Origin of the sequence: Mesorhizobium sp. M0047, assembly GCF_040323315.1 — a bacterium.
Lineage (GTDB): Bacteria > Pseudomonadota > Alphaproteobacteria > Rhizobiales > Rhizobiaceae > Mesorhizobium.
Genome location: NZ_JAMYUW010000012.1, coordinates 78,010 through 102,985, shown reverse-complemented (window position 1 = coordinate 102,985; position 24,976 = coordinate 78,010). Strand labels below are relative to the sequence as shown.

The 24,976-nt window shown below is 62.3% G+C and carries 24 protein-coding genes, 1 pseudogene and 1 riboswitch; of the genes and pseudogenes, 11 read left to right on the top strand and 14 right to left on the bottom strand.

The window, feature by feature from the left end; genetic code table 11:
* Positions 1–75: 75 nt before the first annotated feature.
* The 3 genes from NKJ89_RS14205 to NKJ89_RS14195 form a co-directional block, all read right to left on the bottom strand.
* Positions 76–993: an oxidoreductase gene (locus NKJ89_RS14205; protein ID WP_352603232.1), complete on the bottom strand. Its 918-nt coding sequence runs from the start codon at positions 991–993 to the stop codon at positions 76–78.
* 50 nt (positions 994–1,043) lie between these two features.
* Positions 1,044–1,613 carry a TetR/AcrR family transcriptional regulator gene (locus NKJ89_RS14200; protein WP_352603230.1) on the bottom strand — a complete coding sequence of 190 codons (570 nt, stop codon included), beginning with the start codon at positions 1,611–1,613 and terminating at the stop codon, positions 1,044–1,046.
* Positions 1,614–1,912: 299 nt separating this feature from the next.
* Positions 1,913–2,935 (bottom strand): LacI family DNA-binding transcriptional regulator, encoded by a 1,023-nt coding sequence (locus NKJ89_RS14195; RefSeq protein WP_023761199.1) that lies wholly within the window; start codon positions 2,933–2,935, stop codon positions 1,913–1,915.
* Between the two features lie 364 nt (positions 2,936–3,299).
* Here NKJ89_RS14195 and NKJ89_RS14190 point away from each other — a divergent pair, with 364 nt between their 5' ends.
* The 5 genes from NKJ89_RS14190 (at position 3,300) to NKJ89_RS14170 (ending at position 9,883) form a co-directional block, all read left to right on the top strand.
* On the top strand, positions 3,300–4,655 hold the full coding sequence (locus NKJ89_RS14190) for an ABC transporter substrate-binding protein (RefSeq protein WP_352603228.1): 1,356 nt from the start codon (positions 3,300–3,302) through the stop codon (positions 4,653–4,655).
* A gap of 252 nt (positions 4,656–4,907) precedes the next feature.
* Positions 4,908–5,921 carry a carbohydrate ABC transporter permease gene (locus NKJ89_RS14185; protein ID WP_023761197.1) on the top strand — a complete coding sequence of 338 codons (1,014 nt, stop codon included), beginning with the start codon at positions 4,908–4,910 and terminating at the stop codon, positions 5,919–5,921.
* 1 nt (position 5,922) lies between these two features.
* Positions 5,923–7,077: a carbohydrate ABC transporter permease gene (locus NKJ89_RS14180; protein ID WP_352603226.1), complete on the top strand. Its 1,155-nt coding sequence runs from the start codon at positions 5,923–5,925 to the stop codon at positions 7,075–7,077.
* A 4-nt stretch (positions 7,078–7,081) separates the two neighbouring features.
* Complete coding sequence (gene bglA, locus NKJ89_RS14175; RefSeq protein ID WP_352603224.1) at positions 7,082–8,746, top strand: beta-galactosidase BglA; 1,665 nt, start codon at positions 7,082–7,084, stop codon at positions 8,744–8,746.
* Positions 8,747–8,770: 24 nt separating this feature from the next.
* Complete coding sequence (locus NKJ89_RS14170) at positions 8,771–9,883, top strand: ABC transporter ATP-binding protein (protein ID WP_352603222.1); 1,113 nt, start codon at positions 8,771–8,773, stop codon at positions 9,881–9,883.
* Between the two features lie 82 nt (positions 9,884–9,965).
* Here the strand turns inward: NKJ89_RS14170 and NKJ89_RS14165 are convergent, their stop codons facing one another.
* The 3 genes from NKJ89_RS14165 to NKJ89_RS14155 form a co-directional block, all read right to left on the bottom strand.
* Positions 9,966–10,202, bottom strand: coding sequence for a DUF680 domain-containing protein (locus NKJ89_RS14165; protein ID WP_352603220.1), 237 nt, complete (start codon positions 10,200–10,202; stop codon positions 9,966–9,968).
* 80 nt (positions 10,203–10,282) lie between these two features.
* Positions 10,283–10,492: a DUF680 domain-containing protein gene (locus tag NKJ89_RS14160; RefSeq protein ID WP_023761192.1), complete on the bottom strand. Its 210-nt coding sequence runs from the start codon at positions 10,490–10,492 to the stop codon at positions 10,283–10,285.
* Between the two features lie 71 nt (positions 10,493–10,563).
* Complete coding sequence (locus tag NKJ89_RS14155; protein WP_023761191.1) at positions 10,564–10,761, bottom strand: DUF680 domain-containing protein; 198 nt, start codon at positions 10,759–10,761, stop codon at positions 10,564–10,566.
* 509 nt (positions 10,762–11,270) lie between these two features.
* Positions 11,271–11,472, top strand: a riboswitch (cobalamin riboswitch).
* 115 nt (positions 11,473–11,587) lie between these two features.
* Between NKJ89_RS14155 and NKJ89_RS14150 the strand changes: the two genes are divergently transcribed.
* Entirely contained in the window at positions 11,588–12,835 is a 1,248-nt protein-coding gene (locus tag NKJ89_RS14150; RefSeq protein WP_352603218.1) for an aromatic ring-hydroxylating oxygenase subunit alpha, read from the top strand.
* A 46-nt stretch (positions 12,836–12,881) separates the two neighbouring features.
* Positions 12,882–13,982 carry an FAD-binding oxidoreductase gene (locus NKJ89_RS14145; protein ID WP_023761189.1) on the top strand — a complete coding sequence of 367 codons (1,101 nt, stop codon included), beginning with the start codon at positions 12,882–12,884 and terminating at the stop codon, positions 13,980–13,982.
* Positions 13,983–14,000: 18 nt separating this feature from the next.
* Here NKJ89_RS14145 and NKJ89_RS14140 read toward each other — a convergent pair.
* From NKJ89_RS14140 to NKJ89_RS14105, 8 genes and pseudogenes are all read right to left on the bottom strand, one after another.
* Positions 14,001–14,404 (bottom strand): annotated as a pseudogene (locus tag NKJ89_RS14140) (type II toxin-antitoxin system VapC family toxin).
* Entirely contained in the window at positions 14,401–14,634 is a 234-nt protein-coding gene (locus NKJ89_RS14135; RefSeq protein ID WP_352603216.1) for an AbrB/MazE/SpoVT family DNA-binding domain-containing protein, read from the bottom strand. Before NKJ89_RS14135 ends, NKJ89_RS14140 begins: the two are co-directional and overlap by 4 nt.
* A 71-nt stretch (positions 14,635–14,705) precedes the next feature.
* Positions 14,706–15,452: an FAD-binding oxidoreductase gene (locus tag NKJ89_RS14130; protein WP_352603214.1), complete on the bottom strand. Its 747-nt coding sequence runs from the start codon at positions 15,450–15,452 to the stop codon at positions 14,706–14,708.
* The gene (locus NKJ89_RS14125; RefSeq protein ID WP_352603212.1) at positions 15,449–16,060 is read right to left on the bottom strand and encodes a molybdopterin-dependent oxidoreductase; all 612 of its coding nucleotides are present in this window, start codon (positions 16,058–16,060) and stop codon (positions 15,449–15,451) included. The genes NKJ89_RS14130 and NKJ89_RS14125 overlap by 4 nt, the downstream gene beginning before the upstream one ends.
* A gap of 142 nt (positions 16,061–16,202) precedes the next feature.
* The gene (locus NKJ89_RS14120; RefSeq protein WP_352603210.1) at positions 16,203–17,732 is read right to left on the bottom strand and encodes a DegQ family serine endoprotease; all 1,530 of its coding nucleotides are present in this window, start codon (positions 17,730–17,732) and stop codon (positions 16,203–16,205) included.
* Between the two features lie 263 nt (positions 17,733–17,995).
* Positions 17,996–18,715 carry an MBL fold metallo-hydrolase gene (locus NKJ89_RS14115; protein ID WP_352603208.1) on the bottom strand — a complete coding sequence of 240 codons (720 nt, stop codon included), beginning with the start codon at positions 18,713–18,715 and terminating at the stop codon, positions 17,996–17,998.
* Between the two features lie 52 nt (positions 18,716–18,767).
* The gene (locus tag NKJ89_RS14110; RefSeq protein ID WP_352603206.1) at positions 18,768–19,934 is read right to left on the bottom strand and encodes a diphosphate--fructose-6-phosphate 1-phosphotransferase; all 1,167 of its coding nucleotides are present in this window, start codon (positions 19,932–19,934) and stop codon (positions 18,768–18,770) included.
* A gap of 86 nt (positions 19,935–20,020) precedes the next feature.
* On the bottom strand, positions 20,021–20,788 hold the full coding sequence (locus tag NKJ89_RS14105; RefSeq protein ID WP_352603204.1) for a L,D-transpeptidase: 768 nt from the start codon (positions 20,786–20,788) through the stop codon (positions 20,021–20,023).
* A 234-nt stretch (positions 20,789–21,022) separates the two neighbouring features.
* Between NKJ89_RS14105 and NKJ89_RS14100 the strand changes: the two genes are divergently transcribed.
* The 4 genes from NKJ89_RS14100 (at position 21,023) to xylB (ending at position 24,905) form a co-directional block, all read left to right on the top strand.
* The gene (locus NKJ89_RS14100; RefSeq protein WP_352603202.1) at positions 21,023–21,145 is read left to right on the top strand and encodes a hypothetical protein; all 123 of its coding nucleotides are present in this window, start codon (positions 21,023–21,025) and stop codon (positions 21,143–21,145) included.
* A 96-nt stretch (positions 21,146–21,241) separates the two neighbouring features.
* Positions 21,242–21,865 carry a LysE family translocator gene (locus NKJ89_RS14095; protein WP_352603200.1) on the top strand — a complete coding sequence of 208 codons (624 nt, stop codon included), beginning with the start codon at positions 21,242–21,244 and terminating at the stop codon, positions 21,863–21,865.
* 167 nt (positions 21,866–22,032) lie between these two features.
* Positions 22,033–23,370, top strand: coding sequence for a tetratricopeptide repeat protein (locus NKJ89_RS14090; RefSeq protein ID WP_352603199.1), 1,338 nt, complete (start codon positions 22,033–22,035; stop codon positions 23,368–23,370).
* Positions 23,371–23,450: 80 nt separating this feature from the next.
* The gene (xylB, locus tag NKJ89_RS14085; protein WP_352603197.1) at positions 23,451–24,905 is read left to right on the top strand and encodes a xylulokinase; all 1,455 of its coding nucleotides are present in this window, start codon (positions 23,451–23,453) and stop codon (positions 24,903–24,905) included.
* The last annotated feature ends 71 nt before the right edge of the window (positions 24,906–24,976 follow it).

Below are 24,976 nucleotides of genomic sequence, written 5' to 3'. Positions count from 1 at the left end.
TCGGCGTTTCCACACGAAAGCAGTCTCGGGCGCCAGCGTGGGTCGATAAACCGCTCTTGCCACGTCGTGATGAGATCAGGCGGCCGGCAAGCCTGGGTCGATGCCGGTCATGGCGATCGAGACGTCCCAGAGTCGCTTCGCGGGCGCTGGATCTTCGGCATGGGGCGCGCGCTTTGCTTCGCCGGCTGCACCGCGGGTTCCGCCAAAGCCGGTGGGACCGTAATAGCCTCCCGGCTTCACCTTGCCGGTCGCGGCCAGAAGCGCCGGCCAGGCGCCCTTGTCGGCGCTGTTGAGCAACAGGCCGACGATCGGGCCCGCGAACTGGACAATCCCCATGTGACGGCCAAGACTTGTGCTGGCGATGCCAGGGTGAACGCCGATTGCCGTGACGGGCGACTTCGCGGCGCGCAGGCGACGATCCAGTTCGAAGAAGAACAGTGCGTTCGCCAGCTTGCTGGCGCCGTAGCGATCGGCCTTGATGTAGCTCTTGTCGGCATTGAGGTCGTCCCAGTCGATCTTGGCCTTCAGATGCGCGACGCTCGCGGTTACGACCACCCGCGCTCCCGGCGTCTCCGCCAGCTTAGGCAGGAGCAGCGAGGTGAGCGCGAACACGCCGAGATGATTGACGCCGAATTGCGATTCGAACCCCTGCTTCGTGCGCGTCAGCGGCGGGTTCATGATCCCGGCATTGTTGATGAGCGCATCGATCCGTGGCTCCTTCGCGGCGATCTCGGCTGCGGTGCGAACGCTGTCCAGGTCACCGAGGTCGAGCGGCAACCAGACGAGATCGGCGTTCGGCGTGATTCGCTTGATCCGCGCGATGGCATCCTGCGCCCGGGTCTGCTCGCGGCAGCCAAGCAGGACGCGCGCGCCCCTGGCGGCAAGCACCCGCGCGATTTCGAACCCGACGCCCGCGTTGGCGCCTGTGACGATAAAGCCTTTTCCCGTCTGCTTGGGGACGTCGGCTTCGGTGAAACCCTTGCTATTAGACATTTTCGTTCCTTGTAGGTGAGTAATTACATACTCATTTATAGGTTAAAAATTCAGGCGGCAGACCCCTTCCAGAACAGGTCGAACCCGGCCTGCCGGATGGCGTCACTTTCCCGAGGTTTGGCTGTGACCGCGTTGCTGCTGATGTCGGCCAGGTCGAAAAGAATGGTATCGATGTAGAAGGCGATCCTGTCAGGCGCCGCATGGCCGGCGAGACACTCCTCCACCATCGTCCGCGCATCCCGCTGCATGGCGTGGCACCGGTTCCGGCTTTCCGCTGTGACGCGATCCGACACCTTCAACTGGCCAAGGGCCTTGCGCGCCGTGGCGTGAGCCAGTCCCCAGTCAATCAGACGGTTCCAAACCGCGAATAGCAGGTCTTTGGCGGAGGCGTCCGCCGGATATGGCGCCAGCATCGTCTCTACCAAGTCGGCCTCGATCTCGAGAAAGAGCTGGTTGAGCAGATCGTCCTTGGTTGGAAAGTAAGTGAACAGCGTCCCCTCGGACACGCCAGCAGCCTTTGCGATCTTGGCGGTGGACGCGCCCGTGCCAAGGCGCGCGACGAACTCGGCCGCTGCATCCAGCAGCGCCTGTCGCTTTTCTTCACTGAGGGGACGCGCCATATTTCTGTCCAACGATATTGAGTGAGTAGATACTCAATCATATAAGGGATGGCGTGAGATTGGTCAAGGGATGCATCTTAAAGCCATCTGAAAATTTCGAAGTGCCGATGCCAGACTAGAAATATTGAAAAGCGGATGATCAATTAGGTAGCTTTGGTGCTTCGCGAAGGTCGCAGGCAATGGCTTGCCTTCATCGAGCGGTCAGAGCTCATCGGCAGCTCTTGCGAAAGCATCAAATTCGACCGAACGACCGGAGTGGGGCCAACTCGGTCGCGCGGAGTGATTGCGTTTTTCGACCTCTAGCCAGGCGCGCCGGCGACGGATCCCCTGACCACCAGGTCGACGGGCCAGACTTCGCCGCGGGCGCCCTCTTCCAGCCCCGAAATCCGGGCCGCCAGCCGCTCGGCGACGCGGGCGCCCGCGAGGCGGATGGATGAACGCGTCGTCGACAGCGGCACCGAAAAATTCTCCGGCCGCAGCCAGGGGAAGACGTCGTCATGGGCGATCAGCGAAACGTCGCCCGGAATGCTCAAGCCGAGGTCGCGCACCGCACGCACGACGCCAAGCGCCATGATCAGGCTGGAGCAGGCGATCGCCGTCGGCGCATCGCCCTCTTCCAGCAAACGCCTGGTGGCGCGATAGCCGTTCTCTTCGGTCATGACCACCGAGCAGACATGGCGTTCGTCTAGTTCCAGCCCGCTCGCGGCCAGCGCCCGGCGCACGCCGCGTTCGCGATGGATGGCAAAGGTCTCGCGGTTGTCGCCATTGATAAGCGCCAGCCGCCGGTGGCCGAGTTGGATCAGCAGCCTGGCCGCCTCGCGGAAGGCGCCCTCGTTGTCGATGTCGGTAAAGGCATAGTCGAAATCGAAGCCTTCACTTCGGCCATGGACGATGAAGGGTATGCCGAGCGTGTTGACCAGCGCCACGCGCCGGTCGGCGGGCCTCGGCGAGGAGATGTAGACAGCGTCGACCTGGCGGTTGGCGACGATGCGCCGGTAGGTCGTCTCCTGATCGTCGGCGTCGGCCGGCGACAGCACCAGATCGAGCTCGTGCGAACGGGCATAGTCGCCGAGGCCGGACAGGAACTCGACGAAATGCGGATCGATGTCGACGGATGCACCGGTCGGCAGGACATAGCCGATCATCCCGGTCTTGCCGGTCGCCAGCCGGCGCGCGCTGGGATTGGGGCGGTAGCCGTGGCGCTTGGCGGCGTCCATGACACGCCTTCGCGTTTCCTCGTTGACCTCAGGATAGCCATTCAGCGCGCGGCTTACCGTAGTCTGCGACAGTGCCAGCATATGGGCAAGCTGCTTGAGGTTCACGAAAACTCTCCATCTCCCTCAAAGCGCTTTTAAATTGAATCGACCCAAGTGCCGCCGGGGTTGGGCCGTTCAACAACGGACCATAAGCGTGGTTCAGTCGTGTTTGAAACAAAAATTGCTGCTGCACTGCCATAAATGCATGTTGCAGTGCACTTTTCAGGCCGCAAACGCGTCAGATTAAATCGATTAGCCCACCTGCCTCTTGACTTCCGGACGATTCAATGGCGAGATCAAAAAGGCCAAAGCGCTTTGGAAGACTCTTCGAAAGGTTGCGGTTCCTTTCTGACTGAGTCACAGTCCTGCGGCGTCGGCGGGCGGAATGGAGGTTCCGTCCGGTGTGTATGATCCACTGGGAGGAATACCGATGAAGAAAATGCTTTTGCTGGGTGCCGCGTTTGCCACGCTCGCCCTGAACGCGCCCGCGCATGCCGAACTGAAATTCAAGCCGGGTGAGGACAAGCGCTTCAACTGGGCGAACTATGAAGAGCTAAAGAAAGTCGACCTCAAGGGTGAGACGCTGTCGATCTTCGGACCGTGGCGCGGTGAGGACGAAGGCCTGGTGCGCGGCGTTCTCGATTATTTCTCGGAAGCCACCGGCGTCGAGATCAAATACTCCTCCTCGGAGAATTACGAACAGCAGATCGTCATCGACACGCAGGCCGGCAGCCCGCCGAACATCGCCGTGCTGCCGCAGCCAGGCCTGATCCAGGATCTCGCATCGAAGGGCCTGTTGACGCCGCTCGGCGACGACACCGCCAAATGGGTCAAGGACAATTACGGCGCCGGCCAGTCATGGGTCGATCTCGGCACGTTCAAGGACAAGGACGGCAAGCCGGGCTTCTTCGCCTTCCCCTACAAGGCCGACGTGAAATCGCTGGTCTGGTACTCGCCGGACAATTTCGAGGAAGCCGGCTACAAGGTGCCGAAGACGCAGGAAGAGCTCGCCGATCTCGAAAAGAAGATCATCGCCGACGGCGGCAAGCCGTGGTGCATCGGCCTCGGCTCCGGCGGCGCCACCGGCTGGCCGGCGACCGACTGGGTCGAAGACCTGATGCTGCGCACCCAGCCTCCGGAAGTCTACGACAAATGGGTTAAGAACGAGATCCCGTTCAACGACCCGGCAGTGGTCAGCGCCATCGACATCTTCGGCAAGATCGCGACCGACGACAAGATGGTCGATGGCGGTGCCAAGGCAGTTGCGGCGACCGATTTCCGCGACAGCCCGAAGGGCCTCTTCTCGGTGCCGCCGAAATGCTACCTGCATCACCAGGCGTCGTTCATCCCGACCTTCTTCCCGGAAGGCACCAAGATTGGCCAGGACGCGGACTTCTTCTACTTCCCGCCCTATGCCTCCAAGCCTGAGCTGGGCACGCCCGTGCTCGGTGCCGGTACTCTGGCGATGATCACGAAAGACAGCAAGAGCGCCCGCGCTTTCATCGAATTCCTGAAGATGCCGCTCGCCCATGAGATCTGGATGGCCGAAGGCGGTTTCGTGACGCCGCTCAAGTCGGTCAACAAGGAGGCCTATGCCAGCGACGCGCTGAAGAAGCAGGGCGACATCCTCGCCAACGCCTCGACTTTCCGCTTCGACGGCTCCGACCTGATGCCCGGCAAGATCGGCGCCGGCGCCTTCTGGACCGGCATGATCGACCTGGTCGGCGGCAAGTCCGCTCAGGATGTCGCCACCGACATTCAGAAAAGCTGGGACGCCATAAAGTAGGCAAGCCGCCGATTGTTCGGCTGGACGTTTTGACCTATCGATCCTGACTGGATCCGGACCCTGGGGGCCCGGATCCAACCTGCGGCCCGTGCCGCGGCGACTATCATGAGCACACAGACATCCGGCATGAAGCGCGACCCAGCAAAGAGGAAGACCTGTCTTGCCTGGCGATGGCGCTCTGAACAACTGAATCGGCGCATCTCACCGCCCTGACCGTTCGGCCTTGGCTAGTGATGCGCAGGGGAGGGACCCATGGCGGCTCAGATTTTCTCGGCCATATTCGTCATCATCGTCGGGGTCGGCGGTTGCGTCGCCTATTTCTGGGGCGCCAACAAACTGGTCGACCTGATATTTCCCTCGCGTGGCGTCGCTGGCGCCGCGGCTATCGACAATCTGCGCCGGCAAGGGCTGGTCCGGCCGTGGCTGTTCGTCGGTCCGGCGATGATCATCTTGACCATCTATCTGATCTATCCGGTGGTCGAGACGCTGCGGCTGTCGTTCCTCGATCGCGGCGGCGTCAATTTCGTCGGCCTGGCCAATTATGAATGGGCCTTCGGAGATCGCGAGTTCCGCAACTCGATCCTCAACAACATCGTCTGGCTGGCGGTGGTGCCGGCCGCCTGCACCTTCCTCGGGCTGATCATCGCCGTGCTCACCGACAAGATATGGTGGGGCACTATCGCCAAGAGCCTGATCTTCCTGCCGCTGGCGATCTCCTTCGTCGGCGCGAGCGTAATCTGGAAATTCATCTACGAGTATCGCGGCGAGGGCCAGACCCAGATCGGCATCCTCAACGCCGTCATCCAGCATTTCGGCGGCCAGCCGCAGGTCTGGATATCGCTGCCGTTCTGGAACAATTTCTTCCTGATGGTGATCCTGATCTGGATCCAGACCGGCTTTGCCATGGTGATCCTGTCTTCCGCCCTGCGCGGCATTCCCGAAGAAACGCTGGAAGCCGCCGTCATAGACGGCGCCAATCCATTCCAGATCTTCTGGAAGATCATGGTGCCGCAGATATGGGGCACCATCGCCGTCGTCTGGACCACCATCACCATCCTGGTGCTCAAAGTGTTCGACATCGTGCTGACCATGACCAACGGCCAGTGGAACAGCCAGGTCCTGGCCAATTTGATGTTCGACTGGATGTTCCGTGGCGGCGGCGATTTCGGCCGCGGCGCCACCATCGCCATCATCATCATGATCGCGGTCATTCCGATCATGGTCTGGAACATCCGCCAGGCGAACAAAGAGACGGGAGGACATTGAGATGGCCGTTGCGACCGGAAATTCCTTCGCCAGCCGCTTCGGCGTCCATATCGCCGTGCTTGTCTTCGTCGCGATCTGGACCATACCGACGCTCGGCATCCTGGTCTCGTCGCTGCGCGACAAGAACCAGATCATCGCCTCTGGCTGGTGGAATTCGTTCGCCAGTTCCACTCAGACCGAAGCCGGCCGACTGCCGGCCGCCTCGACGCAAGTCGAAAAGGACGGCAAGTTCGTTCTCGAGGGCAACATCTTCGGCGACGGTGCCAAGCGCAACATCAGCGCCTTCGGTGTTAAATCGGCGGCGCCAACGCAATATCCCGCTGGCACTTCGGCCGATCTCGGCGATGGCGAAATCTTGCAGCTGAATGAAGACGGCAGCTTCGTCATGCAGTCGCCCAAGGCATTCGAAGGCGATCGCGGCCAGCGCGTCTACTATGCCTCGTCGGCGCCGCCGAAATTCACCACCGAGAACTACAAGACAGTCTTATTTTCCGAGGGCATCGGGCGGTCGTTCATGAATTCGCTGACCGTCACCATCCCGGCGACCGTCATCCCGATCCTGATCGCCGCCTTTGCCGCCTATGCGCTGGCCTGGATGCGGTTTCCCGGCCGGGCGCTGCTGATCGCGGTCATCATCGGCCTGCTGGTGGTGCCGCTGCAGATGTCGCTGATCCCGCTCCTGAAACTCTACAACGGCGTCGGCGCTTTCTTCGGCATGCCGTCGAAAACCTATCTCGGCATCTGGCTGGCGCATACCGGCTTCGGCTTGCCCTTTGCCATCTACCTGCTGCGCAGCTATATTGCCGGCCTGCCGCGCGAGATCATGGAATCGGCGCGTATCGACGGCGCCAGCGATTTCGAGATCTTCGTCAAGATCGTCTTGCCGCTGTCCTTCCCAGTGCTGGCTTCGTTTGCCATCTTCCAGTTCCTATGGGTATGGAACGATCTGCTGGTGGCGATGGTTTTCCTGGGTACAGAGGCAGACCAGATCGTGCTGACCGCCAAGCTCAATGCGCTGTTGGGCTCACGCGGTGGCGACTGGGAGATTCTGACGACATCGGCTTTCGTGACCATAATCGTGCCGCTGATCGTCTTCTTCTCGCTGCAGCGCTATTTTGTCCGCGGGCTGCTTGCCGGCTCGGTGAAAGGAGGCTGAGACGATGCAATCCGCTTTGAAGGCCAGCTCGAAACCTGACCTCGCCATCGATCGCGACTGGTGGCGCGGTGCTGTGATCTACCAGATCTACCCGCGCAGCTACCAGGACTCGAACGGCGACGGCATCGGCGACCTCAAGGGGATCATCGGCCGCCTCCCCTACATTGCGGCACTCGGTGCGGACGCCATCTGGATTTCGCCGTTCTTCAAATCGCCGATGAAGGATTTCGGCTATGACGTCACCGACTACCGCGACGTCGATCCGATGTTCGGCACGCTGGCCGACTTCGACGCGCTGACCGCCGAGGCACACAGGCTGGGCTTGAAGGTGATGATCGACGAAGTGCTGTCGCACACCGCCGACAACCACCCGTGGTTCAAGGAAAGCCGGTCGAGCCGCAACAACCCGAAGGCCGACTGGTACGTCTGGGCGGACGCCAGGCCGGACGGCACGCCACCCAACAACTGGCTGTCGATCTTCGGCGGCTCGGCCTGGCAATGGGATACCAGCCGCCAGCAATATTACCTGCATAATTTCCTGGCCGAGCAGCCCGACCTCAACTTCCACAGCCGCCAAGTCCAGGATGCGTTGCTGGACGTCACCCGCTTCTGGCTGGAGCGTGGCGTCGACGGTTTTCGGCTCGACACCATCAATTTTTACTTCCACAGCCAGGGCCTGGAAAACAATCCGCCGCTGCCGCCGGAAGAGCGCAACGACCAGACCGCACCAGCGGTCAACCCCTACAACTATCAGGACCATCTCTACGACAAGAGCCGCCCGGAGAACCTCGGCTTCCTCGAGCGCTTCCGCGCCCTGCTCGATGAATATCCGGCAACAGCCGCGGTCGGCGAGGTCGGCGATTCGCAGCGCGGACTGGACGTGGTGGCTGCCTACACGGCCGGCGGCAAGCGCGTGCACATGTGCTACTCCTTCGACTTCCTGGCGCCGGAAAAGATCAGTGCGGCCAAGGTCCGCTCGGTGCTGGAATCCTTCGGCAAGGTCGCCAGCGACGGCTGGTCGTGCTGGGCCTTCTCCAACCACGACGTGATGCGCCCGGCCTCGCGCTGGGCGGCCGGCGAATCCGATCCGACCGCCTACCTCAAGGTCATCTCGGCGTTGTTGATGTCGTTGCGTGGTTCGGTCTGCATCTATCAAGGCGAAGAGCTTGGGCTCGCCGAAGCGGAGCTGCGCTTCGAGGACTTGCAGGACCCCTACGGCATCCGCTTCTGGCCGGAATTCAAAGGCCGCGATGGCTGCCGAACGCCGATGGTGTGGGACGGCAGCGCCAAGAATGGCGGATTCTCCCCGGCAAAGCCCTGGCTGCCGGTGCCGACCAAGCATCTGTCGCAAGCTGTCAATGTCCAGCAGGGCGACGAGAATTCGCTGCTTGAGCACTATCGTCGCTTTCTCACCTTCCGGCGAGCCCACACGGCACTTGTCAAGGGTGACATCACCTTCATCGAAAGCGATGGCGACACCGTCGCCTTCACCCGCCGCGCAGGCAACGAGCAGGTCGTCTGCGCCTTCAATCTGGGAGCCGGGCCAACCAAGGTTGACCTTGGCAGCCGATCGCCGCAACCTTTGCCCGGGCATGGATTTTCGGGGCAGGCAAGCAGCGGTTCCATCGAGCTTGGCGGCTACGGCGCCTGGTTCGGGCGCGTCGACTGAATTTCAAATCACTGGAGGAAACCAATGGCCGATGTCACGCTAAGGCAAGTGAAGAAGTCCTACGGCAATCTGAACATTCTCCACGGCATCGACCTCGATATCAAGTCGGGCGAATTTATCGTCTTTGTCGGTCCGTCGGGCTGCGGCAAGTCGACATTGCTGAGGTCGATCGCCGGGCTCGAGGAAATCACCTCCGGCGAGCTCAGAATAGCCGGCGAGGTCGTGAACGACGTGCCGCCGTCGAAGCGGGGCATCGCCATGGTGTTCCAGTCCTACGCGCTGTACCCGCACATGACCGTCTACGACAACATGGCGTTCTCGATGAAGATCGGGAAGGAGAACAAGGCCGAGATCGACCGGCGCGTACGCCAGGCGGCGGAAATCCTGCAGTTGACGAAATATCTCGACCGCTTGCCCAAGGCGATGTCGGGCGGACAGCGCCAGCGCGTCGCCATTGGCCGCGCCATCGTGCGCAATCCGAAGGTGTTCCTGTTTGACGAGCCGCTGTCGAACCTTGACGCCGCACTTCGCGTCGCCACCCGCATCGAAATCGCCAAGCTCAAGGAATCGATGCCCGCCACGACCATGATCTACGTCACCCATGACCAGGTCGAGGCGATGACGCTGGCCGACCGCATCGTTGTGCTCAAGGAAGGCCATATCGAGCAGGTCGGCACGCCTATGGATCTCTACAAGAAGCCCGGCAATCTGTTCGTTGCCCAGTTCATCGGCTCGCCGGCCATGAACATCCTGCCGGCGACCATCGAAAGGACCGGAAACCCGACTGTCGTCAGCCATGTCGGCGGGCGCAAGGCAACCGTGCCGATCACGACCCCTGCTTCGGCAAAGGGCGCCGCGGTGAGCTTTGGCGTGCGGCCGGAGGACCTGATCATTGCCAGCGGTGCGGACTATCTGTTCGAAGGGACGGTCGACTATGTCGAGCAGCTCGGCGAGGTCCAGCTTGTCTATGTCGACATCGGCCGCGCCGATCTGCCACTGGTGACCAAGCTGCCCGGCAATGTCGAGGTCAAGCGCGGCTCGACATTGCGGCTGAGCGCCAATGCCGAAGACCTGCATATCTTCGACACGGATGGGCGGTCCTTCGCGCTTCACGAAGCAGAGGCTAAGGCGGCCTGAGGTTCCATGATGAGACTGCACGTTGCAAAAACAAGAGCGGCGGGCCTGCCCGCCGCTCTTGTTTGGAGATCAGCTTCGGCTGTTAGCGGCCGAAGAGATTCCGGTCGCTGCCCTGAGGGGCGGACTTCGGTACGTCGCCCGACGAATTGAGCAGCTTGTAGACCGGCGAACCGGTGTCGCGCACCGAAGACGTCGGCGTGGTGTCGACGTTGGAGGTCGCCAGCTTGTTGATATCGGTGCCACCAACGTTGTCGTTGCGGGCATAGGCGCTGCCGGCGGCAATCAGAAGAGCGGCGGCAGTAAGAACAATCTTTTTCATTTTTGACACTCCGTATTCTCGAATTCGATGCTGCGGGTTAACCCGCAGCATCGCTGTCGGATGTTGGTTTTGATCGGATGTTAGTTGTTGCCGAACAGGTTGCGGTCGCTGCCATGGTTGACAGGCGCCTGCGTGGCCGGCTCCGACTTCTTGACGGAAGCCGTGTACGAGCTGTCGACGGCGGTGGTGGCAGGCTGGTTGGCGCCGTTCGAACCATAGTTGTCGCTAGCGGCGAAAGCGCTACCCGAGATGGCCAGAACAGCGGCGGTAGCAAGAATGATCTTCTTCATTTCAAGTCTCCTGAATTTTCTGGATTTCGCCAGGACGGCGGGCGAACCCGCTGTCAACTGGGAATTGGTTGTTAGTGGCCGAAGAGGTTACGGTCGCTGCCCTGGGCAGGCGTCTGAGCAGCCGGTTCCGACTTCTTGACCGAAGCGGTGTACGAGCTGTCGACGGCAGTGGCTGCCGGGGCGTTCGAACCGTAGTGGTCGCTGCCATTAGCGAAGGCGCTGCCGGAAATGGCCAGAACGGCGGCGGCAGTGAGAATGATCTTTTTCATTTTTTGTACTCCAGTATCTTCTTTTTCGTCCGTCTAGCGGCGTGTCTTGGAAATGAAATCGCGTCGTTCGGACAGCCCCGATGTGGGAGGGCATCCTCGCCTTTTCCAATCACGAAGTTGTTTCGTGTGGACCATGATTCCGCTACTTGAAATTGTGCCAAGGGCTTCCACACGCTACTTATTATTTATATTTTTCAATGGTTTAAGCAAAACCGTCCGCTGGATCACTAACTGTTGCCAAGGCCCGGCGTTCACAACGTCCTGCACGCACCGTCAACAGAAACGAACCGTTCGGTTCGATTTTAGAATCAGCTAATAGTCACTTTTCGAAACCGTTAGCCTTTTTTGGCCGCCAGCAAGGGTTGGCTTTCGAGGAGATTGCAAGTGGCGATGGCTGCCGAAGAGATAGGATTTCAGCCCGGCAATCGCCAACCCGAACGTTTCGCACGCGTGTCGCGCCGCATGGATACGATGTCGTTTTCATGCCGATGACGCGCCAGCGATCGTGGTTAGATCATGCCATCTCAGGTGCCGCTTCGTGACGACGGGGCGGAGAATTGGGAAGCCGGTCAAAATCCGGCGCTGCCCCCGCAACGGTGGTGGAGTTCAAGTCGCAACGGGAGACCACTGGGCAACTGCCTGGGAAGGTGTCGCGATCGTCCGCAAGGACAACTCCAAAGCCCGGAAACCAGCCCGAGATTTCTAGACTCGACTGATCGCGGTGGGCGATCAAGAGGTGGATAGTGCATGCACGGCGCCTCGCCGGCCTGCGTCCAATCCTTCCTCCGTCACCACCAGTTCAGTCCTTAGATAACGAGGACAGGACATGGATATTCGCAACGACATGCTGAGGCTCTTGAACAGCCGTCGGCAAGGCTTTTCGCTAGAGCAGCCCTTCTACACCGATCCAGACTACTTCAAGCTGGACATGGAGCTGATCTGGTATCGCGATTGGCTGTTCATCGGCCATGATTGCGAGCTGCCGAAGCCGGGCAGCTACATTACCGTGCAGATCGGCGACTATCCGGTTGTTCTTGTCCGTGACCAGCAAGGCAAGATCAACGCCTTCCACAATTCCTGCCGCCATCGCGGCAGTCGCGTCTGCAACACCGACAAGGGTACTGCGGCAAAGCTTGTCTGTCCCTATCACCAGTGGACCTATGAGCTCGACGGCCGCTTGCTGTTCGCCCGTCAGATGGCCGACGGTTTCGACAAGAGTGAGTTCAGTCTGAAGCCGGTCGCCTGCGAGAGCGTCGGCGGCTATATCTTCATCTGCCTGGCCAAGGAGCCAGCGGATTTCGCGCCGATGCGGGCGATGATCGAACCTTATCTGCTGCCGCACCGGTTGCGGGAAGCAAAGGTCGCCTTCGAGAGCACGATCATCGAGAAGGGCAACTGGAAGTTGGTCTGGGAAAACAACCGCGAGTGCTATCACTGCGTCGCCAATCATCCCGAGTTGTGCAAGACCTTCCCCGAGGCTCCGACCGTGACCGGCGTCAACGGCGCCGACAGCGACCCCGAAATGGTCGCGCATTGGGCCAAATGCGAGGCCGTCGGACTGCCGAGCATATTCCGCATCGATCCGGCCGGGCAGTATCGCGCCACCCGCGCGCCGCTGCTGCGCGATGCCGTCAGCTACACCATGAGCGGCAAGCTGGCGGTGAAGAAGAACCTCTCCGACGCTGTCTCCGCCGATCGCATCGGCACCTTGATGCACTATCACTATCCGACGACATGGAACCACATCCTTATCGATCACGCGGTGACGTTCCGGGTGGTGCCGATCAGCGCCACGGAAACGGCAGTGACGACGAAATGGCTGGTGCACAAGGACGCGGTCGAGGGTGTCGACTACACCATCGAAGACCTTACCCATGTGTGGACCGAAACCAACGACCAAGACCGCCGCATCGTTGAGGAAAATGCCCTCGGCATCCTGTCGCCCGCCTATGAACCAGGCCCCTATTCGGAGCTGCATGAGGGTGGCGTGATCCAGTTCGTCGAATGGTACGCGTCGTTCATCGGCCCGCGCCTCGCCGAAGGTGGAAGGCCGGCGCTGCGCAGCGTCGCCTAGTTGCATCACATGCACAAAACATGAGGGACAAGAGAGGATGAATGCGATGACGGATCTTGGCCTCTATCGCCATCTCGACCAGATGACGCCCTGGAACGACAGGCTGCAGGTGCTGGAGGTGATCGGCGTCAGCGACGAAGCGCCTGACGTCAAGACCTTCACCTTCCGCTCCGACAACCAGACCTGGTTCCGCTACAAGCCGGGCCAGTTCGTGACGTTGGAACTGCCGACTGCGGACGGGCCGCTGATGCGCACCTATACGCTGTCGTCCTCGCCATCGCGGCCGTTCTCGATCGCAGTGACGGTGAAGGCGCAAGCCGGCAGCACCGGCACGCGATGGATGTTTGACCATCTGACGCCCGGCTCGCACGTCAAGGCCTATGGGCCGACCGGCGATTTTTCGCTGCACAGTCACCCGGCGGCCAAATATCTGTTCATTTCGGCCGGATCCGGCGTGACGCCGATGATGTCGATGCTGCGCTGGCTGAACGACTGTGCGCCATGGACCGATGTCGGCTTCGTCAATTGCGCGCGCCGCCCGGAAGAGATCATTTTCCGCAAGGAGCTCGAACTGCTCGGCAGCCGCATGCCGGGCTTGTCGCTCGGTTTCATGATCGAGGAGCGTTCGAGCCGAGAGGGCTGGTTCGGCCATATGGGCCGCATCGACGCCATCAGGCTGCCGCTGCTGGCGCCCGATTTCCGCGAGCGCGAAATCTTCTGCTGCGGCCCCGATCCTTTCATGCGCGCCGTGCGCGGCATGCTGGACTCCGCCGGCTTCGACATGACGAAATACCATCAGGAGAGCTTTGCGGCGCCGGCCGTGGAGGAGATCCCGGCGCCGTTCGCTTTGCCGGCGGGAGACGACGCCGTCGCCCCGATCGAAGCCGTGACACCGATCCGATTCTCGCTTTCGGATGTCGATGCCGACTGCGTCGCCGGCCAAACCGTCCTGCAGACCGCGCGGGCCTCAGGCGTGCGGATTCCCGCTGCATGCGAGTTCGGCCTGTGCGGCACCTGCAAGGTGAAAAAGGTCGCGGGCGACGTCGAGATGAGCCACAATGGCGGCATCCTCGATCATGAAATCGACGACGGTTTTATCCTTGCCTGTTGCTCAAAACCGCTTTCGGCGCTCGAAATCGAGGCGTGACCGGCGGTTGGTGCCATTTCAGGAGTCCGGAGTGATCAGTCTCAAAGACGGGAAATAGGTCCGGTATCGACCGACATCGCGGGTCAGAAGCGGAAGCTGAGCGACCGCGGCATGGGCGCCAATGAAGTAGTCGGGCAACACGCCAATCCTGGATCCTCCTGATCGGCGGTACTGTGTAAATACCTTCCCGGCCAGGAAATGAGCTGCTCTTGGCATCGGAGCCATTTCGAGGCCGGCCGCATCCAGAAATGCGTCGAGATCCTCGACGCTGATGTAGCGAACAGCAAGCTCGGCATAGACCGCATCATTGATCAACAATGGTCCATCGAGGCTCGCTGCCTCGAGCTGTGCAACCAACCAGTCCGCCCAGGTCGGATCGTCCGTAACGAGGTCGAGCAGAACATGGTGTCGACCAGCGTCACGCTTCGCCACGCGTCAGTGCCATGATCGCGTCGGTCGTGAGCTCCTCGCCGGCATGGCCGCACAACTTGGCGAAGCGGCTCGCAGGCGGCTCTTTGTCAACGCGAGGCAGCACCACGCTGCCATCGGCAGCGCGTCGGAAATCCACTCTGCTGCCCGGGACGATTCCAAGGAGATCGCGGACCGGTTTGGGAATTGTCACTTGTCCCTTTGCCGTAACAGGAGTGGCCATCTTCATCCTCGTGGTAATACCATCTTTCACGAACTGTCAGCGCCAAGACCACATGCGTTAACAACGTCCATTCAAACTCCGTAGCGCTCGGTGCGAATGTTTCCCGCTGCAACGCCGGCATCAATCAGCGCCTGGGCGGCGACTGATACAAACGCGTTGGAGCCGCAGACAAAGGCGAGACCAGGCGGCTCGGGCAGCCGCGCCATTGCTTGCGCCATCATCGCGACGTCCACCCGCCGCGCATAATCGGCCGGGCGCCGGGCGGCTTCGCGTGTCAGTGTCAGCACTAGGTCGAACCCGTCCCTGCGGTCGTCGAGGGCGATCAGTTCGTCGCGAAAGATCACTTCGTCCCAGATCCGGGCTGAAAAGACCAGAACGACGGGCACTGTCGAATTGCGCGCGGCGCGATGGCGAGCCATCGACATCAAGGGCACGACGCCGGAACCGCCGCCGACAAGCACAAGCGGTCCGCCCACATCTTCTGGCCAGACGAAATGCCCGCCGAGCGGTCCGCGAAGTTCGATTTCGTCACCAATCGCCGCGACCTCGTGGAAGAAGGGCGAAACCTCGCCATCGTCGAGCTTCTCGATCGCCAGTTCGATCGCGCCAACCGTCTCGGGCGCGGAGGCAATGGAGTAGGAGCGACGCGCCTGGTAACCATCCGGCGCCGTCAGCCTGACATCGACATGTTGCCCGGCGCGGTAGGCAAACGGCCGCGATGGCCGGAAAAAGAAGCTGGTAACACGCGGCGTGCGCTTTTCGATGCGGACGATCCCGGCCGTCTGCCAGGGCGATTGCACTGCTGCCACATCGCTCATGGATCCCCCGTATAGCGCTGTTCGCGCCATGGATCGCCATAGATGTGATAGCCGCGCAATTCCCAGAAACCCGGTTCGTCGCGCGTCGTGAATTGCAGGCCGTTCAGCCATTTGGCAGACTTCCAGAAATACAGGTGCGGCACCAGCAGCCTTGCCGGGCCGCCATGGTCCGGCGTGATCGGCTTGCCTTCGTAGAGCAGCGCCACCATGGCCTTGCCGGCGGTGAGATCCTTTACCGGCACATTGGCGGTGTACCCGTCGAACGCGTGCGCCAGCGTGAAGCTGGTCGGCGGCTCCAAACCCGCGTCGGCAAGGATATCGTCGACCAGCACGCCCTGCCACGGCGTGTCGAACTTGGTCCACGCGGTCACGCAATGGATGTCGCGTGTCATCTTGGTCAACGGCAGCGCGTTGAATTCAGCCCAGTTCCACTTCTTGATCGGCCGTGGCCCATGCTTCAGCGTGAACGACCAATCCTCCGTGCGCACGCGCGGCGTCGGACCGGCCGACAGTACCGGAAAACCCTGTTCGAGATATTGACCGGGCGGTATGCGCGCATCGTCGTCGGTTGGCGGGCGCCGTCCTGGAGAGAAACCTCGGGTGACCATCGCGGTAATTCCTCTGCAGCAGGCATGCATCAGCCTGTCGCAGTTTTCTCGATGATGCCGCTGCAGGCAACTTAAATCTTGGCGCACAAAGCCGGCAGGCCCGGCGAGCCTGCCGGCTTTGCATTCGGTTCAGCGCCTCGCGTCAGCCATTGGCGAATGGCACCGCGACATAGATCTGGCCTCCGTCGCGCTCGACCAGCAACAGCACCGACTTCTTGCCGGACTTGCCGGCCTGAGCGATCGCCTGGGTGACCTGCCTGGCGCTCTTCACCGGCACCTGATTGACGGCGACGATGATGTCACCGGCCTGGATTCCGGAAGCCGCGGCCGACTTGTCGGGATTGACGCTGGCAACGATCGCACCGCGCTGATTGTGGGCGAGATTCATCTGCTGGCGAATGTCAGGAGTGATGTCCATCAGGCCAAGCCCGATCGCCGCGACGCGCGAGCCTTGCCCGACGCCAGGCGCGCCGGACCCGTCGTCCAATGATGCGGTCTTCACGTCGTCGGTGTTGCGCCCGACATCGACGGAAATATCCACGGCCTTGCCCTTGCGCCAGATGTTCAGTGTCTCCCTGGCGCCGGGCGCGACATCGGCGACCGCCCGCGACAGGTCCTTGGGATCCTTCACATCCTGTCCGGCAAAGCTGGTGATGACGTCGCCGGCCTCGACTCCGGCCCTGGCGGCGGGCGAACCCTCATTGACCCGCGAAACCAGCGCGCCGGCGGGATGATCAAGGCCGATTGCGCTCGCCACATCCGCCGTCACCGGCTGGATCTCGACGCCGAGATAGCCGTACTGGATCGAGCCGTCCGTCATCAGCTTGGCGACCACCTTCTGGGCCTGGTCGGACGGGATGGCGAAGCCAACGCCGACGCTACCGCCATTGGGCGAATAGATCGCCGCGTTGATACCGACGACATTGCCGGCGACATCTATCAGCGGCCCGCCGGAATTGCCGTGGTTGATCGGGGCGTCGATCTGGATGAAGTCGTCGAACGGGCCGCTGTGCAGATCGCGGCCGCGCGCCGAAACGATGCCTGCGGTGACGGTGGTGCCGATGCCGAACGGGTTGCCGAAGGCCAACACCTGGTCGCCTGGCATTAGCTTGTCGGAATCACCCCATTTGACGGTTGGCAGGGGTTTGTCCGCCTTGACCTTGAGCACGGCGAGATCGTTCTTGGCATCGCGGCCGACCAGCTTGGCGGGGAGTTCGGTGCCGTCATCGAGCGCAACCTTGATCGAGGTGGCACCATCGATGACGTGATTGTTGGTGACGATGATACCATCCGCGCCCACGATGAAGCCGGAACCAAGTGCTTCGGCACGCTGCGGTTGCTGTTGTGGCGGTGTCTTGGGCATCGGCATGCCCTGGTCACCGAAGAACTGACGAAAATAGTCGTCGAAAGGCGAGCCGCCGTCGAACGGAGAGGCATCGCTCGTCGTTCCAGGCTCTGCCTTCGTGACAGTGGTGATCGTTACCACCGCCGGCTTGTCGGCCGCCACGATGGGAGCGAACGAGCCGTTGGGAGCGGTGAGGCCGGCTACCGGTGTCTGGGTCGTCGGAACGCCGTTACCCTCGCTTTGGGCGAAAGACATGACGAAGGGGGATACGATCAGCGCAGCGCCCAGCAAGGCCGCGACGCGATGTCTGCGAATTATGTCTGACATGGTCGTTTGTCCGGGCGAGAGTTGATCGGTCGCCGTGGAGGTCTTCTTGTGCGGAAAACCGGCCATTCGGCGTGTCGAACGTCGCGATTGCCTGTCTCGCCTGGCACGGCAGCCGGACCGGATCGACATCTCTGAATCTAGGGCGCAGCTTGGCCCGATTTAGGGATTCCGGGCCACCTTACGAAGATTTAATTTCCGGAATGACGGCGGTCACGATGTCGTCAGGCGACGGGCCAGTCCGGTCTTCCCTGCCCGCCGGGGGCTCAGATCCCGCCGGTTCGTCCGAGATAGGCAGTGGCGATGTCGTGCATGCGCTTGCTGTCGAAGCTCGGTCCGTGGCCGCCATGGCCGATGCGGATCGGTAGGTCGAGCAGGCGCTGCATCGTACTGATGTAGGCCGATCGATCCGAATCCGGCAGGTCGTCGATCAGCGTGTCGTCGTAGATCGCGTCACCGCTGAAGAAAAGGCCATCGGCCTCGTCGAACAGCGCGATCGAATCCGGCGAATGGCCGGGCAGATGCAGCACACGGAATTGCCGGTCACCGAGATCGACGATGTCGCCCTCGTCCAGGGTTCGCGTCAGCGGCGCGGGCGGGATCTTGTAGTCGGCCGCCCTCCAGCCCGGCGCCGGCAGCTGCGAGACGGCGCCGTCGAGATCGTGGAACATGTAGGCGTAGGTCGCCGCCTCATCCATGTTCGCGAACTGCTCCGCGCTGTGCCTTGGCCCTGCTCGCCACGGAAATTCGTGTAGTGAGCCTACATGGTCGAGATGAATGTGGGTGGCGACGACCAGCAGAGGCTTGCCGTCGGGCGTGTCGATCTCCGGCGCGAGCCGGCAGATGCCCATGCCGGTGTCGACCAGAAGGTCGGCATCTCGGCCGCGCAGATGCCAGATATTGGCACGCACATAGGCATGCACGAACGGCTCGGTCAGCATCGTCGTCTTGTCGTCGACAATGCTTTTGCTGAACCACTCAGGCATCACCTGTGGGCCGGCATCAGGTGTAAGCCAGGCATCAGGTGTGAGCCAGGCATCAGACGAACGGCTTCCCGACCTTGTATTTTTCCGGCACCAGCCGCTTGAGATAAGCGATGCCGGCATCGGACAGCTGATTGACATCGGGCTTCATGAAATCGTCCGGCATATGGCGGGTCTTGCCGGCGACGTCCTTCAGCGGCACCTTCTTCAGCACCGTTTTGCTGCCGTCATATTGCAGCGCCACCGAGCCGCCGCGCTGTTCAGCGACAGTGACGGCGAAAGCGCCGGCATCGAAAGCTTCCTGCGCGTCGATCGCGCTGATGGCGCCGACATAGCCGCGCGGCATGTAGCCGAGTGCGTCGACGCGGGCCCGCTTGCCGGGCAGGCCTTCGGCCAGCGCGCGCTCAAGCGCGGCCGGCAGGTCGCTGCCCGACAGCTTGACGTTGCCATGCGCGTCGCGCTCGAGCTTGTCCGGCGGCACCAGGCTCTCGACCAGTGCCTTGCCGTCGGCGGTGCTGACACCTTCCGAAACGGCGACGATGCAGCGCTTGTGACGATCGAGCGTGGCGCGGACGTCGTCGATGAAGCCGGCGGCCGAGAACGGGCGCTCGGGCACATAGACAAGGTGCGGGCCGCTGTCGGGGTCAAGCTGCCATGCCGCCGCGGCTGCGGTCAGGAAGCCGGCATGCCGGCCCATGACGATGCCGACATAGATGCCGGGCAGGGCGCGAAAATCGAGGTCGACGGACAGGAAGGCGCCGGCGACGAACTCGGCCGCCGAAATGAAGCCCGGCGTGTGATCGTTTTCCTCGAGGTCATTGTCGATGGTCTTTGGCGCATGGACGAAGGCGATCTCGCCGCCTGCGGCATCGGTCAGGATCTGCTGCGTGCCCGACGTGTCGTTGCCGCCGATATAGATGAAGGCGTCGGCGCCTGCCTTCTTCAATCCGTTGAGGATGATCTCACAATAGGCGGCATCCGGCTTGTCGCGGGTCGAGCCAAGGGCGGCACTTGGCGTGCCGGCGATCAGCCGCAGCCGGTCCTCGGGAATCGCGGAAAGGTCGACATAGTTGCCGTCACGGATGCCGCGCACGCCGTGGATGGAACCGAGGACCTTGGCACCGGGATGCCGCTTGCGGATCTCCAGCGTCGCCCCGACCACCGTCTGGTTGATGACGGCGGTTGGGCCGCCGCCCTGCGCGATGACAAAAGTTCCGGCCATTCCCGACGTCTCCCGAGCGATGAATTCGCAGGCACATTCGCCTGTCTTTCGCTATCGCGCAACGGAAGAGTGGGGCGGGCGGCCTGTCAGACGACCACCACCGGGTTTTTCCTGGAGACGCGGCTGTAGAGATCGATGATGTCCTGGTTGATCAGGCGCACGCAACCCGACGACATCGCCTGGCCAATGCTCCACCATTCGGGCGAGCCGTGGATGCGATAGCCGGTGTCCTTGCCGTCCTGATAGATGTAGAGGGCGCGCGCGCCGAGCGGATTGGTGAGGCCGCCGGGCTGGCCGGCCTGCCATTTCACCAGCTCGGGTTTGCGGGCGATCATCTCGGGCGGCGGCGTCCAGGTAGGCCATTCCCTGCCGTACTGGATGTTGGCACGACCGGACCAGCGGAAACCGTCCTTGCCGATGCCGACGCCATAGCGGATGGCATCACCACCCGGCTGGACGAGATAGAGCATGCGCTCCTTGAGATGGACAACGATGGTCCCGGGCGCCTCGCCTGTGGTGTCGACGACGATCTGGCGGCGGAATTCCGGCTTGACCTTCAGATACGGCACTTCCGGCACGTTGAAGCCGCCATCCGTCAGTGCGGCATACATCACGCCGGGGCTGGTGACGTTCTTGTCGACGCTGATCGCCGGCCGCATCGGCAGCACCGAACCGGTGGAGACGTCGTCGAGCTCCAGCGCCGGCAGGCCACCGCCCGAGGTCGAGCAGCCGGCGACGCTAAGCAGCGCCAGCGCCCCTGCCCCGGACAGGATAGCCCTGCGGGAAAGACGATGATCGGCTTCGATTGTGTCGCCATTCCGCGGCGGCGTCAGACCTTGCGGCAACTCGCGCATATACCCAAACCCCACGCTGTCGGCGGGAAGCACGGTCCGGCCGGATGGCAGTCATTTTCATCATTCATGGTTGATAAAGCGTGAAGACCTTGCACAGCCTGCGTTCGCGCATTGCCCATGGGCGATCGACCTTCTGCGCGATCCGTTGACCGAGAGCTGCTGCACAAAAGACCTCGGCGGGTCATGATCCCGGCGCCGGCGTTTCCTATCGTTCAGGGGTCAGCGGGGACCTCCATGTGCAAAACCTTAAAAGCCGACACCACGTTTTTTGCCGCTGCCATTGTCGCGGCGGCAACCGTTCTCGGTGCCAATGTCAGCCTGGCCGAAATAATGAGCACGCTGAGCGGCGCGAACTGACGCCGGTCTGCCGTTGGCGAAATTAGGGAAATCGCCTCTTTACATTCTCCCGGACGCAAGGATTTATCCTCTTCTTTACGCTCAAAGGAGACGAGCATGTCCTTCGAAAACTGGGCCGCCTTCGCTGCCGCATCGACGATCCTTCTCATCATTCCGGGTCCCACCATCCTTCTGGTCGTGTCCTATGCGTTGGGCCAGGGCTGGCGCACCGCACTGCCGATGGCCGTCGGCGTGGCGCTGGGCGACTTCACCGCGATGACCTTGTCGATGCTGGGCATCGGCGCGCTGCTGGCCGTTTCGGCGACCGTCTTCACCATCCTGAAGCTGATCGGCGCCGGCTATCTTATTTATCTCGGCGTGAAACTGTTCCGTGCCGGCGGCGCGCTGAAAGCCGAACCGCGCACCGATGCGGTGTCGTCGGCCAAGATGATGGCACATGCCTGGCTGGTCACCGCGCTCAACCCGAAGAGCATCACCTTCTTCGTCGCCTTCCTGCCGCAGTTCCTCGACCGGCATGCCGATTTCTGGACCCAGATGCTGATCTTCGAGGCGACATTCCTGGCGCTCGCCTTCGCCAACGCCTTCGGCTATGCGCTGATCGCGGCACGCGCACGCAACGTCGTGCGCAATCCCAAGGCAATCCGCATCTTCAACCGCACCGGCGGCACCTTGCTGGTCGGCGCCGGCATCGCCACGGTGGCCATGCGTTCCAGCAATTGAGGTAGGGTTGGATTCGCCCATCACGCAGCGTTTGCGCTGCCCTTCGCCTGCCTGCCCCGCGGCTAGACCGGCGCAGCGAGCGGTTGGCGTGCCCGTGGCCCATGCGTTAGGATCGCCCTGGGCCGAAGCATCGAACGGCCAGTCAATGGTCGATCGAAGGACATTGCATGGCAATCAGGGACGCATTGGGCCTGACATTTTCGGGTGCCACGCAGGCGGGGTTCGCGCCCTACTGCCAGGCAGTGCGTGAACTGCAGTGCTTCATCGGCGATCCCGTGGCCTCCATCGACCGCGCCATCACAGAAGCTCCCGGCTTCATCATGGCGCATGTCTTCAAGGGCTACCTTTTCGGCCTCGCCACCGAGCGAGAGGCGACGGACGTAGCCAAGGCTTGCCATCAGGCCGCATTGCCACTTGCCGCGACCACGCGCGAGCAGGCGCATGTCGCTGCCCTTGGCCATCTCGCCAACGGACGCTGGCATCAAGCCAGCCGCATTCTTGAGGATGTCACCATCGAGACCCCTCGCGACGGGCTGGCGCTGCAGGTCGGCCACCAGATCGATTTCTTCACCGGCAATGCCCACATGTTGCGTGATCGCATCGCCCGTGCCCTGCCATCATGGCAAAGCGGCATGCCTGGCTACCACGCCATGCTCGGCATGCAGGCGTTCGGACTTGAGGAGATGGCTGACTATATCAGGGCCGAGCAGCTTGGCCGCGCGGCAGTCGACATGGAGCCGCGCGACGGGTGGGCGCAGCATGCCGTCGCTCATGTCATGGAAATGCAAAGCCGGCAAAGGGATGGTATTGCCTGGATGCGCGCCGATCCCGAGGCGTGGACAAGGGAAAGCTTTCTGCAGGTGCACAATTGGTGGCACCTGGCGCTGTTCCACTATGATCTCGGCGAGACAGACGAGGTGCTGGCGCTCTATGACGGACCCATCTATGGCGGGCAGTCGACCATGGCGCTCAACATGGTCGACGCGTCGGCAATCCTGTGGCGGCTTTACCTTGGCGGCATCGATGTCGGCGACCGCTGGGCGGGGCTCGCCGCCAACTGGCGCAAGGCCGGGGCCGGCAATTATGCCTTCAACGACGCCCACGCGATGATGGCGTTCGTCGGCGCCGGGCTCGACGCCCCGGCCCAGACCTTGCTCGAGGCTCAACGCGAGGCGATGGGCGGCAGCGACGACAATGCGGCTTTCACCAGGGATGTCGGCCATCCCCTGACGCTCGCCATCAAGGCCTTTGGCGAGGGCAACTATGCCGAGACCGTGCGCCTGATCCGGCCGATACGGGCGATCGCCCACCGTTTCGGCGGCAGCCACGCCCAACGCGACGTCATCGACCTGACGCTGATCGAGGCGGTCCTGCGCGCCGGTGACGGTGCGCTTGGCAGGGCGCTCACGGCCGAACGGGGAATGGCGCGGCCCGGCAGTCCACTGTCGGCGCTGCTTTCTCGGCGCGCGGCCAATTTATCAGAGACCAATTTGTCAGAGAATTGACCCGCGATCGATCTTGTCTTAAAAACTGACAAGCCAGATTTTTTCGGGACTCGAAAAAATTATCGGCAAGGGAGGAACACATGTATCTCGGCCTCGATCTCGGGACGTCGGGCGTCAAGGCGCTGCTGATCGATGCCGGGCAAACCGTCATCGGTTCCGGCCATGCGTCGATCGACGTCTCGCGGCCACATCCGGGCTGGTCGGAACAGAACCCCGACGACTGGATCCGCGCTTGCGAAGAGGCGATTGCCGACCTCAAAGCCAAGCATCCCGCGGAGCTCGCCGCGGTCAAAGGCATCGGCCTGTCCGGCCACATGCACGGTGCGACGCTGCTCGATGCCGCCGACAAGGTGCTGCGTCCCTGCATCCTGTGGAACGATACGCGCAGTCATGCCGAGGCGGCCTTGCTCGACGCCGATCCGCGCTTCCGCGCGCTGACCGGCAACATCGTGTTTCCCGGTTTCACCGCGCCGAAGCTTGCCTGGGTGAAGAACAACGAGCCAGCTGTCTTCGCCAAGGTCGCAAAAGTGCTGTTGCCCAAGGATTTCCTGCGGCTCTGGCTGAGCGGCGAACACATTTCGGAAATGTCGGATTCTGCCGGCACGTCCTGGCTCGATGTCGGCAAGCGGCGCTGGAGTACCGAGCTGCTCGCCGCGACATCGCTCGATGAAAAGCAAATGCCGGCGCTCGTCGAGGGCACTGAGAGGGCAGGCGCGCTGCGTGCCGAACTGGCCTCAAAATGGGGCGTTCCGGCCGGCATTCCCATCGCCGGCGGTGCCGGCGACAATGCGGCCTCGGCCTGCGGCATGGGCACGGTCGGCGCCGGCCACGCCTTCGTTTCGCTCGGCACATCGGGCGTGTTGTTTGCCGCCAACGCCGCCTACCTGCCCAACCCGGCTAGTGCCGTGCATACCTTCTGCCACGCACTTCCGAACACCTGGCACCAGATGGGCGTCATCCTATCGGCAACCGATTCGCTCAACTGGCTGTCCGAAATCACCGGGAAGAGCGCCGGCGAGCTGACCGCCGAACTCGGCGACACGCTGAGGGCGCCCAGCGGCGTGTCCTTCCTGCCTTATCTCTCGGGTGAGCGCACACCCTACAATGATTCCGCCATTCGCGGCGCGTTCACCGGGCTGGCGCATGAATCGAGCCGTGCCGTGCTGACGCAGGCCGTGCTGGAGGGCGTCGCCTTTGCCTTCCGCGACAGCCTGGAGGCCCTGGCCAAGGCCGGTACGACCTTGACGCGGGTGACGGCGATCGGCGGCGGTTCGCGCTCGCGCTATTGGCTGAAGGCGATTGCCACCGCGCTTCAACTGCCTGTCGACATTCCCGCCGACGGCGACTTCGGCGCCGCCTTTGGCGCCGCGCGGCTCGGCCTGATCGCGGCGACGGATGCCGACCCGCTTGAAATCTGCACGGCACCGAGGACCGATGCCACGATCGAACCGGACGCCGCACTTGGCGGCGTCTATGCAGATGCCTATCAGCGCTACCGGGCGCTGTACCCGGCAATCAAGGTCGCCACGGCGTGAGCGGGAGTCTACCCCCCTCTGCCCTGCCGGGCATCTCCCCCTCAAGGGGGGAGATTGGAAGCTTCACTGCC